General features: G+C 74.1%; 10 protein-coding genes. 3 read left to right on the top strand and 7 right to left on the bottom strand.

All coding sequences use genetic code 11. The annotated features are described in order from the left end of the window. Positions 1–63: 63 nt before the first annotated feature. From ABZ261_RS13240 to ABZ261_RS13250, 3 genes are all read right to left on the bottom strand, one after another. A complete protein-coding gene (locus ABZ261_RS13240) occupies positions 64–1821 on the bottom strand; it encodes an LCP family protein (RefSeq protein WP_356858456.1) in 1758 nt (585 codons plus the stop codon). Between the two features lie 230 nt (positions 1822–2051). After that, positions 2052–3212 carry an LCP family protein gene (locus tag ABZ261_RS13245; RefSeq protein WP_356858458.1) on the bottom strand — a complete coding sequence of 387 codons (1161 nt, stop codon included), beginning with the start codon at positions 3210–3212 and terminating at the stop codon, positions 2052–2054. A gap of 209 nt (positions 3213–3421) precedes the next feature. Continuing rightward, on the bottom strand, positions 3422–4177 hold the full coding sequence (locus ABZ261_RS13250) for a TIGR03089 family protein (protein WP_356858460.1): 756 nt from the start codon (positions 4175–4177) through the stop codon (positions 3422–3424). Between the two features lie 111 nt (positions 4178–4288). On the opposite strand from ABZ261_RS13250, the gene ABZ261_RS13255 reads away from it, so the two are divergent. Beyond that, a complete protein-coding gene (locus ABZ261_RS13255; protein WP_356858504.1) occupies positions 4289–5737 on the top strand; it encodes a peptidoglycan recognition protein in 1449 nt (482 codons plus the stop codon). 156 nt (positions 5738–5893) lie between these two features. Continuing rightward, positions 5894–6994, top strand: a complete 1101-nt coding sequence (locus tag ABZ261_RS13260) for an NDP-sugar synthase (RefSeq protein ID WP_356858462.1) — start codon at positions 5894–5896, stop codon at positions 6992–6994. Positions 6995–7191: 197 nt separating this feature from the next. Here the strand turns inward: ABZ261_RS13260 and ABZ261_RS13265 are convergent, their stop codons facing one another. From ABZ261_RS13265 to ABZ261_RS13280, 4 genes are all read right to left on the bottom strand, one after another. Next, positions 7192–8208 (bottom strand): DNA-3-methyladenine glycosylase 2 family protein, encoded by a 1017-nt coding sequence (locus ABZ261_RS13265; RefSeq protein WP_356858464.1) that lies wholly within the window; start codon positions 8206–8208, stop codon positions 7192–7194. A 74-nt stretch (positions 8209–8282) separates the two neighbouring features. Further along, on the bottom strand, positions 8283–9617 hold the full coding sequence (locus ABZ261_RS13270; protein ID WP_356858466.1) for a coenzyme F420-0:L-glutamate ligase: 1335 nt from the start codon (positions 9615–9617) through the stop codon (positions 8283–8285). Further along, entirely contained in the window at positions 9614–10573 is a 960-nt protein-coding gene (gene cofD, locus ABZ261_RS13275) for a 2-phospho-L-lactate transferase (RefSeq protein ID WP_356858468.1), read from the bottom strand. Before cofD ends, ABZ261_RS13270 begins: the two co-directional genes overlap by 4 nt. 33 nt (positions 10574–10606) lie before the next feature. Next, positions 10607–11137, bottom strand: coding sequence for a cysteine dioxygenase family protein (locus ABZ261_RS13280; RefSeq protein WP_356858470.1), 531 nt, complete (start codon positions 11135–11137; stop codon positions 10607–10609). A 679-nt stretch (positions 11138–11816) separates the two neighbouring features. Between ABZ261_RS13280 and ABZ261_RS13285 the strand changes: the two genes are divergently transcribed. Continuing rightward, on the top strand, positions 11817–12080 hold the full coding sequence (locus ABZ261_RS13285; protein ID WP_003975777.1) for a WhiB family transcriptional regulator: 264 nt from the start codon (positions 11817–11819) through the stop codon (positions 12078–12080). Positions 12081–12323: the final 243 nt, after the last annotated feature.

Here is a 12323-nt window from a genome sequence, read left to right on the forward strand (position 1 = left end):
CTTGCGCCAAGCAACGGGCCCGCCCCGCGTCCGGTTAGACGCACGACGGGCCCATTGGGTTACCTACGAGGCGCACTTCACCTTGTCTGCCGTGGACTTGTCGACCTCCGGCGCCTTCGACGGCACCGTGAGCGAGACGCCCGCCCCCTTGAAGTCCTTCCCCAGGGTCAGCGTCATCGCCGGCAGACCCTGGGAGTTGGTCACGCTCCGGCCCGGCTTCAGCGCCGACCCGGACAGGCCCATGACGGCGGCCAGGCGGCGAGCCTGCGGCGCCTGGTCCGGCGCGTACTCCAGCGTCGTCCTGCTCAGCGCGGCGGGGGCGTTGCCGGCGTTCTCCGACTTGGTCACGCCCGCGTCGTTCTGCAGCCAGTTGAGCACCGCCTGGGCGCTGCCCGCCTCGGCCCCGCCGTTGAGGATGCGCACCCGCACCTCGGAGGCGGGCGCCTTGCTGCCCTTGAGCCGGGCGGCCTGGGCGTCCTTCGCGGCCTTCTGCTTCTTCTTCACGCCGGTGAAGGAGACGTCGTTCCTGATGGCGTCGAAGACGGCCGGCGCCTTGGAGCCGTCCAGGACGACCGTGGCCTTCACCTTCTCCGCCGGGTTGTCCACGACCGGCACCGTGGTGAACGTGAGGTTCTTCGGGTTGAGCTTGCCCAGCTCCAGTCCCAGGTCCTTCAGCTTGCCGATGCTGTCCAGCTTGTCGTCGACGGTCAGCGCCTTGGTGCCGGCCTCCGCCAGCTTCACCATCTTCGTCGGGCTGGTGAGCGTGTCGTTGCCCTTCAGCTTGCGCATCAGCGCGCTGAGGAACTGCTGCTGCAGCCCGATGCGGCTCAGGTCGCCGCCGAAGCCGACGGAGTGCCGGGTGCGCACGAACGCGAGCGCCTTCTCACCGGAGATGTTGTGGGTGCCCTTGGACAGCTTCAGGTGCGAGTCCGGGTCGTCGATGTCCTTGGCGAGGCAGACCTCGACGCCGCCGACCGCCTCGGTCAGCGTCTTGACCGCGTTGAAGTCGGCGACCATGAAGTCGTCCGGCTTGATCCCGGTCAGCTCGGTCACTGTGCGCATGGTGCAGCTCGGCGTGCGGTCGTCCTGCCCGAGGCTCGTGTTGAACCGGGCGCCCGGCGAGCCCGGGATGACCTTGCTGCTGCCGTCGGCCTGCTGGGTCGGGCAGTCCGGGATGTCGACGATCAGGTCCCGCGGGATGCTCAGCGCGGTGGCGTTCGACCGGTCCTTGGAGACGTGCAGCAGGATGGTGGTGTCGGCGTGGCCGACGCTGCCCGAGTCGCCGTAGCCCTCGTTGCCCTTGCCGGTGCGCTTGTCGGTGCCGATCAGCAGGATGTTGATCGCCTCGTCCTTGCTGAAGCCGCCGGTGCTCGCGCCGTCGTCGGACACGGACGTGATGTTGCCGTTGAGGTGCTTGATGTAGAGGTAGCCGGCGGCCGACGCGGCGACCAGCACGAAGGCCATGGACCCGCCGGTCCACAGCAGCACCTTCTTCGCCGCCGACTGCTTCTTCGCCGGGCGGCGGGACGCGCGCCGTCCCTGGGGCGTCTCCGGCTCGCCGCCCCGGCGCCGGGCGGAGCGCGGCGCCGGCACGTCGGCGCCGCGGGGCGCGGGCGCCGGCCGGGTCTCCCCGGCCGCCTGCCGCGTGGCGCCGCCCCCCGTGCGGCCGCCGTCCCGGGAGGACGGACGGCGTGGTCCGGGTACCGGCGACTGCGCTGCGGAAGGGCTCAGTCGCAGTTCGTATTCGCCGGTGTTCGGATTGAGTACCCACTGGTCTGCGGGGTCGATGTTGTCCGCCCGCCCACGGCCTTGCGCGTCCACGGTTGTCCGAATCCTCCGTCGGGGCCACGCGGCGCCTTCCCCCTCCAAGGCGCTCGGGTCTCGGTGAAACAGTGCACGACCCAGGACGGACCTCGCGGCCAGGTGCACCGGATCGCTCACACTATCCGGCCAGTTCAGCGTGGGGCGACGCCGGTGACAAATTCCACCTCCTCACAACCGGGCAATCCCCTACATTTTCCGAACTGACGGCGGTCGTCTTTGTACGCGCCTTACCCGCAGGCGCCGTCGGCGGCGGTGTTCCCGCGGAACACCGGGGCCGGCGAGGGCCCCTCGCCGACCGGTGCCGCCCCCTCGGCGGCGCCCGTCCCGCGGGCGTCGGGTGCCACCTCCACCGGCCGGTCGGCCCTCAGCAGCGCGAACAGCCGCTCGGCCGCCGGCTCCACCAGTTGGTCACGATCGGCGTCGTAGACGTACGACCGTCTCGGCACCGTCAGGAACCGCACACGGTCGGTGGGGATGTCGCGCAGTCCGCGCACCAGGCGGTACAGACCGCGCAGACTCGCCAGTTCCGGATCGGTGGTCAGCGCGGAGGTCGCCGCGTCCAGCACCGGGTACAGCTTCACCGGGTTCAGCAGGACGTCGTCGGCCCGCACCTTCTGCACCAGCGCGCCGAGGAACCGCTGCTGCCGTTCCATCCGCTCGGTGTCGCTGCCGTCCCCGAGCGACTTGCGGGCGCGCACGTACCCGAGCGCCTGCTCCCCGTCGAGCGTGACCCGCCCCGCGGGCAGCTTCAGCTTCGCCGCCGCGTCGTCCACGGGCTCCGCCAGGCACACCTCGACGCCGTCGAGGGAGTCCACCATCTCCTTGAACCCGCCGAAGTCCACGACCACGTGGTGGTCCACCCGGATGTCCGTCAGCTTCTCGACGGTGCGGATCGTGCACGCCGAGCCCCCCACCTGGAAGGCGTGGTTGAACATCGTGAACACCGGATCGCTGCGGGTGCCGTCCTCCTTCCGGCAGTCCGGCACCTCCACCATCAGGTCCCGGGGCAGCGAGACGGCGGTGGCGCTGCGCCGGTCGGCGGCCAGGTGCAGCAGGATCGTCGTGTCCGACCGCTCGCCGCCCAGGTCCCGCCCGTACCTGCCGTTCTCGTCCCCGGCCCGGGTGTCGGACCCGATCAGCAGGATGTTCTGCGCGTCCCGCACCAGCGCGGTGGGCCGCTCCCGCTCGTACCGGGCCAGTTCGGCGGCGGCCGCGTCGTCGGCGGTGATGTTGCCGCTGAGCCTGGCGTACACGGCCCAGCCGGCGCCGGCCGCCCCGGCGAGGAGCACGGCCGCACCCAGCGCCGCGTTCCGGCGCCGGCGCCGTGCGCGCCCGCCGGCGGCGGCTCCCGGACCGGGACCGAGGGGTTCGCCTGCGGTGTCGGTCACGGCCGGGGCACCCCCTCGTGGCGTACGAGCGTCATGTGCTGCTCCTACGACGATGGGGGCGGTGCGGGGGCGGCGACGCCCTTTGCTGCTCCGAACGGGCGACGGCCGGACCGCGCGGCGGGAGCGCGGGGCGGCGCCCGGCGCGCGCACCGCCCCCGCCCGCACGGTCCCCCCGGCGCCGCAGCGCGCGCGTCGCGCCCGACGGTCCTCTACCGCCGGACCGCGGTCACCCTCTCGCTCTCGACCCGCTTGGCGAGCCCCTCCTCGTCCAGCCGCTCCAGATGCCGGCACAGCACCACGGACCCCCCGACGGCCAGCGGCGCGTACAGCCCCGCGGCGAGCCCCTCCCAGGTGTCGTACGGCAGCCCGGACAGCAGCCTCGACCCGGGGCCCGTCAGCCCCAGCGCCCCCGCCTCCGCCGAGGCCCGCTCCACGACCTCCGCCGCGCTGAACTCCCGCCCGGCCACGACGAGCGCCGGCTCCTCCGGGTCAACCGGGGCGAACGGGGCGAACCGGTCACCCTGCCCCGGCACTTCCACCGCGTAGTCGAGGAAGCCCTCCGGCGGCTGCGGGAACCGCCCGCCCAGCGGCCGCAGCGCCAGCGCCACCCGCTCGCCCCGGCAGGCCCGCGCGGCCTGAAGCAGGTCCGGCCCGCTGACGACGACGTCGGCCGCGGCCGGATCCCCGGCGACGTCCGCGACCGCGCCGACCGAGGAGCAGGCCAGCAGCCACACCGCCGTCTGCCAGTGCGCGGGCAGCAGCAGCGCCACCCGGTCGCCGGGCCCGGCGGAGAGGTCGCCCTGGAGGAGGTTGGCGGTCTTGGCCACCCAATTGGCGAAGGTGGCCACGGACAGTTCGACGCGTTCACCCGTGGCGTCGTCGTAGAAGGTCACCAGCGGGCGGCCGGGGTCCGCGGCGAGCGCGGAAGCCAGCAGGTCGGCAGGGGTGCGATCGGTGGCGTTCACCCGGCACAGGGTACGCGCGGGCGGGCGGCGGACGCGGTCGGCGGGCCCACCGGTTCGGCGGAACGGCCGCCGACGGGTCGTCAGTTCCCGGATGGACAGATGTGTATGAATATGGACAAGATCATGCACATGCGTGGATTCCTCACTTGCTCCCCCGGTCTCTCCCCGCTCGCCGCCCGCTCGGTCGGCGTCGCCTGCGCCGCGGCCGCCGCCCTCGCGCCGGTCCTGCCCGCACCCGCGGCGAACGCCGTGCCCGCGGGGCCCGCCGTGCGCGCGCACTCCGGGCCCGCGGCTCCCGCCGTGACGGCGGAGCCGGGCAGCACCCGGTCGCTGCCGCTCGTGCCCCTCACCCGCGAGCGCGTCGTCGGCGTGGCGCCGCAACAGGGGCTGCGCCGCACCGGCCTCGACCGGTTCGCGCTGGTCGGCGTCGTCTGGGACGACCCGGACGCCGAGCTGCACGGGCGGGTGCAGGTGCGGACCCGGTCCGCGGCGACGGGGGAGTGGTCCGGTTGGCAGGACGTCGAGACGCACAACGCCGACCACGGCGCCGACCCGGGAGCGGCCGAGCGCTCCTCGCGCCGGGGGCGCGGGGCGACCGCGCCGCTGTGGGTGGGCGACTCGGACGGCGTGGACGTACGGGTGCGCGCGGACGCCGCCGGCGCCGGGGACGGCCGGGACACGCGTGGCGGAGCGGCGCGGCCCGCCCTGCCCGCGGGGCTGCGCCTGGAACTGGTCGACCCCGGTGACGAGACGGGCCAGGACGCGGACGAGGCGCTCCCCGAGGACGTGCCGGCCGACGAGCCGCGCACCGCCCTGGACACCGAGGCCGCGATCGCCGCCTCCGCCGCCAACGCCGACATCACCGGCTTCGGCGCCACCGCGATCCCGGAACTGGACCGGTCGGCCACCGAGCGGGAGCTGACCCTCCTGCAGGGCCCCGCGCGGGCGAAGCCGTACATCGGGCCGCGCCCGCGGATCGTCACCCGCCGGGGCTGGGGCGCGGACGAGTCCCTGCGGGAACACGGCTTCGTCTACACGAAGAAGGTCAAGGCGGCCTTCGTCCACCACACCGCCTCGGGCAACCGGTACACCTGCGCCCAGGCTCCCTCCGTCGTCCGCAGCGTCTACCGCTACCACGTCCGCAGCATGGGCTGGCGGGACATCGGCTACAACTTCCTCGTCGACAAGTGCGGAAACATCTACGAGGGCCGCGCCGGGGGCGCGGCCAAGGCGGTGCTCGGCGCGCACACCCTCGGGTTCAACAGCAACAGCATGGGCATCGCCGTGATCGGCTCCTTCGGCGCGAGCAAGCCGCCCGCCGCCGCGGTGAAGGCCGTCGCCCGGCTCACCGCCTGGAAGCTCGGGCTCTACGGGGTGAATCCGCGCGGCAAGACGTATCTCACCTCGGGCGGCGGCAATCGCTACCCCAAGGGGAAGAGCGTGCGGCTCAACACCATCTCCGGCCATCGGGACGGGTTCGCCACCGAGTGCCCCGGCAAGCGGCTGTACGCCAAGCTCGGCACGGCCCGTACCAGCGCGGCGCGTTACCAGGGCCGCTGAGCGGGCACCGGCGGCGGCCGGGGGAACCGGAACGCCGAACTCGCGGGACACCGCGCGGCCATCGAGGGCGCCGTCGTCCGGTCTGCATACACTGACCGGCCGAAACGACAGTCATCGAGTAGTTCGGCCGGTGCCGGCGGGAAGCAGAGACGACAGGTGACAGAAGCGATCCTCCTGGTCGGCGGCAAAGGCACCCGGCTGCGACCGCTCACGGTGCACACGCCCAAGCCGATGGTCCCGGCCGCCGGGGTGCCGTTCCTCACCCACCAGCTGGCGCGGGCCAGAGCGGCGGGCGTCGAGCACATCGTCCTCGCCACCAGCTATCTGGCCGAGGTGTTCGAGCCGTACTTCGGCGACGGCTCCGCGCTCGGGCTGCACCTGGAGTACGTCACGGAGGAGGAGCCCCTCGGCACCGGCGGCGCCATCCGCAACGTCGCCTCCCGCCTGCACTCCGGCCCCGACGACCCGGTCCTGGTCTTCAACGGCGACATCCTGACCGGCCTGGACATCAGGGCCCTGATCGGCGCCCACGCATCGGCCGGCGCGGACGTCTCCCTCCACCTGACGAAGGTCGCCGACCCGCGCGCCTACGGTCTCGTCCCCACCGACGACACCGGCCGCGTCCTCGCCTTCCTGGAGAAGCCGCAGACCCCGGAGGAGATCGTCACCGACCAGATCAACGCCGGGGCGTACGTCTTCCGCCGCTCGGTCATCGACACGATCCCGGCCGGCCGGCCGGTCTCCGTCGAACGCGAGACCTTCCCGGACCTCCTGGCGGCCGGCGCCCATCTGCACGGCATGGTCGACTCCACCTACTGGCTCGACCTCGGCACCCCCGCCGCCTTCGTCCGCGGCTCGGCCGACCTGGTCCTCGGCCGCGCCCCCTCGCCCGCGGTCCCGGGCCGCTGCGGAGACCGCCTGGTCCTGCCCACGGCCACGGTCGCCCCCGACGCGAAACTCACCGGCGGCACGGTGGTCGGGGAGGGCGCGTTCGTGGCGGAAGGCGCGCGGGTCTTCGGCTCGGCGATCCTCCCCGGCGCCGTCATCGAGCCCGGCGCCGTCATCGAGCCCGGCGCCGTCGTCACCGACTCCCTCATCGGCGCCCGGGCCCGCGTCGGCGAACGCTCCGTCCTCACCGGCGCGGTCGTCGGCGACGGTGCGGTCGTGGGCGCGGACAACGAACTGCGCGAGGGAGTGCGGGTGTGGTGCGACGCCCGCATCCCCCCGGGAGCCCTGCGCTTCTCCCCCGACCAGTGACACCCCCAGCCGCAAGTCCGCCACCCCTGCGCACAGTCGTGCCGCCGGCAGCGCCGATCACACCCATGACTGCGGGCAGTCGTGCCGCTGGGGCGGCACGGGTGGGCGCAGCGGCACCCGGCAAGCGCCGGTGAGTGACACGCACCCGGTCTCCAGCCGCAGCACCCCGCGCCGCCGACCGAGCCGCCCCGCCCACGTCACAGCGCCCCGATGTCCACCCGGCGCATCTTCGGCGCCCGCCGCCCCGGCACGCACCCGCTCAGCAGGATCAGCCGCACCGCCCGATGCCGCTGCCCGGCATACGGCTCCAGCAGCCGCAGCATCACGGAGTCGTCCGCGTCCCGGTCCCCGGCCAGCGCCCAGCCCACGATGCCCGGCAGATGCAGGTCCCCCACCGTCACGGCGTCCGCCGCCCCGTGGCTGCGCTGCACCACCTCCGCCGACGTCCACGGCCCCACCCCCGGCACCACCTCCAGCCGCGCCCGGGCCGCCTCCGCCGGCATGTCCACCGCCTGCTCCAGCCGCGCGGCGACCCGCACGGCGCGCAGCACGGTGGACGCCCGTTTGTCGTCGACCCCGGCCCGGTGCCACTCCCAGGACGGGATCAGCGCCCAGGTCCGCGGCGCCGGCATCACGAACATCGGCCGTTCCCCCGCCCCCGCGGGCCCCGGCGCCGGCTCCCCGAACCTCCGTACGAGCAGCCGCCAGGCCCGGTACGCCTCGTCGGTGGTGACCTTCTGCTCCAGCACCGACGGGATCAGCGACTCGAGCACCAGCCCGGTCCGGGTCAGCCGCAGCCCGGGCCGCCGGTGCCGCGCCAGCGCCACGATCCGGTGCCGGGGCACGAACGCCGCGGGGTCGTCCGCGGCGCCGAGGAGTTCCGGCAGCTGTTCCAGCAGCCACTCGGCCCCCGGCCCCCACGCCTCGCCGAGCACCTCACCGCCGTACGCGCGCACCCGCAGCGTCCCGGGTCCGGCGGGGGTGCGGGTGGCCCGCCACACGGAGCCGTCGGCCGTGGCCCGGAACGTCGGGTCGGCGGGCCCGCGCCGCAGCGGCCCGAGGACCAGCCCGAGGTCGAGCGGCCCGTCCGGCGTCCAGCGCCGCACCCGCGGGGGTGCGGCCGCCTGCCGCGGTATCCCCGCCGCTGCGGGCACGGCGGCCTGCCCGCCGCGCACGCTCGTCCGCGTCGGCCGCTGGGGGAAACGTCCTGCCACTGGGAGGTCCTAGAGTGCCGGGGCTGTCCTGGCCGTCCTGGCCGCCCTAAGAGAGTAGGCGGTGCCCGGGGCGCTCACCGCACCTCGATGAACGCCTCCGCGTCCCGCTCGGGCCGCGGTCCGGGCTCCGCCGCCGGGTGCCCGACCGCCACCGCGCCCATCGGGTCCCAGTCGGCGGGCAGTTCCAGCACCTCGCGCACCACGTCCCGGCAGAACATCGTGGACGACACCCACGCCGACCCCAGCCGTTCCCCGGCCAAGGCCACGAGCAGGTTCTGCACGCCCGCGCCCATGGCGACGACGAACATCTCCCGCTCGGCGCCGTCCCGCCGGGCGTCCCCGTAGGTGTGCGAGCCGTCCATGACGAGGCACGGCACGACCAGGCAGGGGGCGTTGCGGAGCACGTCGCCGCGGCGGATCCGCCGGGCGATGGACTCCTCGCTCCTGCCGTCCCGGCGCAGGTCGGCGATCCAGGCGTCCCGCATCGCGTCGAGCAGCCGGGTCCGGGACCGCGCCGACTCCAGCAGCACGAACCGCCACGGGGTGGTGTGGTGCGGGGCGGGCGCGGTGACGGCCGCCGCCACCGCGCGGCGCACCGCGCCGGGGTCGACGGGCTCGTCGGTGAAGGCGCGGACGGTGCGCCGCTGGGTCACCGCCTCGCGGACCGCCTCGGAGGTGCCGAGCCGGAACATGTCGTCGCGGGCGGCGCGCACCAGCGCCCGCGCGCCCGCGCCGTCCTGTCCGTTCTGTCCGGCCTGGCCGTCCTCGTGGTCCACCACGTGGGGCAGCCCGCGCACCACGGCCACCGGGCGGCCCGCCGCCTTGCCCTTGACCAGGTCACCGGCGGCGGCCAGCTCGTCGGCCGTGGCGACGACGGTCGCGGCGAGCGGGTTGCCGTACGCGTCCGTGCCCCCGCGCAGGTCGTCCAGCACGCGCACGCCGGCGGCGCCGATCGCCACGTCGGTGAGCCCGGCCCGCCAGGGGCGCCCGGAGGTGTCGGTGACGACGACCCCGACGTCGACGCCGAGGACGTCGCGCAGACCGGCGCGGATCGCCCGCGCGGACGCGTCGGGGTCCTCGGGCAGCAGCAGCACGGTCCCGGCGGGGGTGTTGGAGGCGTCGACGCCGGCGGCGGCCATGACCAGGCCCTGCCGGTTCTCCACGATGCGGAGCGGGCCGCGGCGGGCCACGACCCGGACCGTCTCGGCGTCGATCGCGGCCTCGCGGTCGGCGGCCCGCACGATCCGGCCCTCCGCCTTGGAGACGATCTTCGAGGTGACGAGCAGCACGTCCCCGTCGGCCAGACCCGGTTCGGCCGCGGCGATCAGCTTGGCGAGGTCGTCGCCCGGCTGCACCTCGGGGATGCCCGGCGGGGCCCAGACCGTGTACTCCGGGCGCTGCCCGCTCATGCTCCGCGCACCTCCTCGGCCAGGGCCAGTGCCTCCCGCGCCATCCGTGCGGCCGCGTCCACGTCGGTCATCATCAGCGGCACGGCCCGGCAGCGGATGCCGTCCGCCTCGACCCGCCCGACCGCGCCCGCGTCGACGGTGTCCACCAGCCAGCCGTCCAGCAGCCCGGAGCCGTAGTGCTCGGCGACCGCGGCGGCCGTGGACTCCACGCCGACCGCGGCGAGCACCTTGTCGGCCATCCCGCGCACGGGCGCGTCGCCGACGATGGGGGAGAGGCCGACCACGGGCACGCCGGCGTCGGCGATGGCCCCGCGGATGCCGGGCACGGCGAGGATCGTGCCGATGGAGACGACCGGGTTGGACGGCGGGAAGAGGATGACGTCCGCCGCGGCGACGGCCTCCAGGACGCCCGGGGCCGGCTTGGCCTGTTCGGCGCCGACCGGGACCACGGCCTCGGCGGGGACGGAGGCGCGCAGCCGCACCCAGTACTCCTGGAAGTGGATGGCCCTGCGTTCGCCGTCGATCTCCACGGCCACGTGCGTCTCGACGCGGTCGTCGGTCATCGGGATCAGTTTCACGCCCGGCTGCCAGCGCTGGCACAGCGCCTCGGTGACCGCGCTCAGCGGATAGCCGGCGCCGAGCATCTGGGTGCGGACGATGTGCGTGGCGAAGTCCCGGTCGCCCAGCCCGAACCAGCCGGGCCCGACGCCGTAGGCCGCCAGTTCCTCCTTGAGGTGGAAGGTCTCGTCGGCCCGCCCCCAGCCCTGCTCCTCGTTGATGCCGCCGCCCAGCGTGTACATCACCGTGTCCAGGTCCGGGCAGACCTTCAACCCGAAGAGGTGGATGTCGTCGCCGGTGTTGCCGATGACCGTGACGTCCGCGTCCGGCACGGCCCGCTTCAGACCGCGCAGGAAACGGGCACCGCCGATGCCGCCTGCCAGAACCACAATGCGCATGGGGCAAGTCTTGCAGGCGGGTGCGACAGTGCGTCAGGCAGTCACCGGACGCGCCTCGCAGTGCGGGGACGTGTGCATCGGCATCTCGGTCAGGCCGGGGAAGTACACGTGCAGGCTGACGGCCGGCTCCAGGGTGTCGTTGACGACCTCGTGGACGTAGCCCGGCGCGAACACCCTCTCCCACTCACGGCGTCCCCCGAGCGGGGGCACTCCCGCCGGGCCCGCCGTCAGCGTGCGGGTGCCGCGCCCGGTGTGCTCGGTGAGGGTGCCCTCCAGGACGGTGAGGACGCCGGAGGAGCGGCCGTGGTCGTGCGGCCCGCTGCTCTGCCCGGGCACCCAGGACAGCAGCCACACCTCGTAGCCGGGGCCCTTGCGCAGCCGGTGGTACCAGCGGGTGGTGGCGTCGTAGCGGACGAGCGGGGCCCACCGGGCGCGGTCGGCGGCGATGGAGCGGGCGAGCCCCACGAACTCGGCGACGGTGGCCGGGTGCTCGCGCGGCGGCTGGAGCAGGTGCGGGACTTCGAGGAGGTCGCCGGCGATCTGGAGGTCGTTGTCGCTGTTCATCGGGTGCGGTGGTCCTCGGCGGAAGAGTGGGGGGCTGGAGCTGGGGGCGGCGCGTGCGGTCCGCCCGGATCGCGGGCGGGCGGGGTGCTCCGGGAAGGGATGCGCGGAGCGGGGGTACGCGAACGAGCCGGGATGGGCTCGGAGAACAGCTGGAGCGGGCTGGCTCAACAGCTGGAACAGCGACAACAGCTACAGCGCGCGCGGGCGGCACCGAGGGACCCGGCGGTGCGGGTCGAGGTGAGCGCCAAGTTCGCGAACATGCCCACTAGGACACCGGTTCACACCCGCAGTGTCAACTCGACGCCCGTCCTGTGGGACATGTTTCACCTCATCCGGTTCACCTGGCAGGTGAAAGGTTTGTTCTCCGGGGTGTCGGGACACATGGGGCACATCCGAGCGCTCGAGCCCCGCGGAACGCGGTCGAACACGGAGGCGTCCTTGTCCGTACAGAGATCTGTACGCGGCGCGGCCGCCTCGCGGGTCCCGTCTCTGCGTGTCAAGGTTTATGGCGATTTGAACACTTTCCGCACGGCCTTGGTTCCGCAGAGTGAATAACGGGCCCAATAGCAGATCTCGGCTTGACTCGCCCGGAGCAGCACACTTGTAATTTCACTCGTGTCGTTCAGCCGGGATCGGTGACGGCGTACGCACGGGACGCGAAGACAGACGAGGGGCGCACATGACCGAGCTGGTGCAGCAACTGCTGGTCGACGACGCGGACGAGGAACTCGGCTGGCAGGAGCGCGCGCTGTGCGCCCAGACCGATCCCGAGTCCTTCTTCCCCGAGAAGGGCGGCTCCACCAGAGAGGCCAAGAAGGTCTGCCTCGCCTGCGAGGTCCGCTCCGAGTGCCTCGAGTACGCCCTGGCCAACGACGAACGCTTCGGCATCTGGGGCGGTCTGTCCGAGCGGGAGCGCCGCCGGCTCAAGAAGGCGGCCGTCTGAGGCGCCCGCCTCGGCGCACGCCCTCGCACGCGCCTGCCCACGGGAACGTCACGAACGGCCCGTCGCGGCCGGGGAGTCCACAGGCGGCGGGCCGTCGCCGTCCGCCGGGACCCGGCCGCCGCCGTACGCCGAAGCGCTGCGCACCGCCCCCGTCGGACTGCCGATAGTGTGGTCGCTCGTCCGAGACGCCCCGCTGCCCCCTCGACGCACGAAGAGGCACAGGCGTCCACCGCAGTCCATCGA

Source organism: Streptomyces sp. NPDC006193 (assembly GCF_040613915.1).
GTDB lineage: Bacteria > Actinomycetota > Actinomycetes > Streptomycetales > Streptomycetaceae > Streptomyces.

Coding starts and splice junctions, on each gene's coding strand:
- ABZ261_RS13255 (WP_356858504.1), top strand. CDS start 4,289: ATGGACAAGATCATGCACATGCGTGGATTCCTCACTTGCTCCCCCGGT.
- ABZ261_RS13270 (WP_356858466.1), bottom strand. CDS start 9,617: ATGAGCGGGCAGCGCCCGGAGTACACGGTCTGGGCCCCGCCGGGCATC.
- cofD (WP_356858468.1), bottom strand. CDS start 10,573: ATGCGCATTGTGGTTCTGGCAGGCGGCATCGGCGGTGCCCGTTTCCTG.
- ABZ261_RS13280 (WP_356858470.1), bottom strand. CDS start 11,137: ATGAACAGCGACAACGACCTCCAGATCGCCGGCGACCTCCTCGAAGTC.
- ABZ261_RS13285 (WP_003975777.1), top strand. CDS start 11,817: ATGACCGAGCTGGTGCAGCAACTGCTGGTCGACGACGCGGACGAGGAA.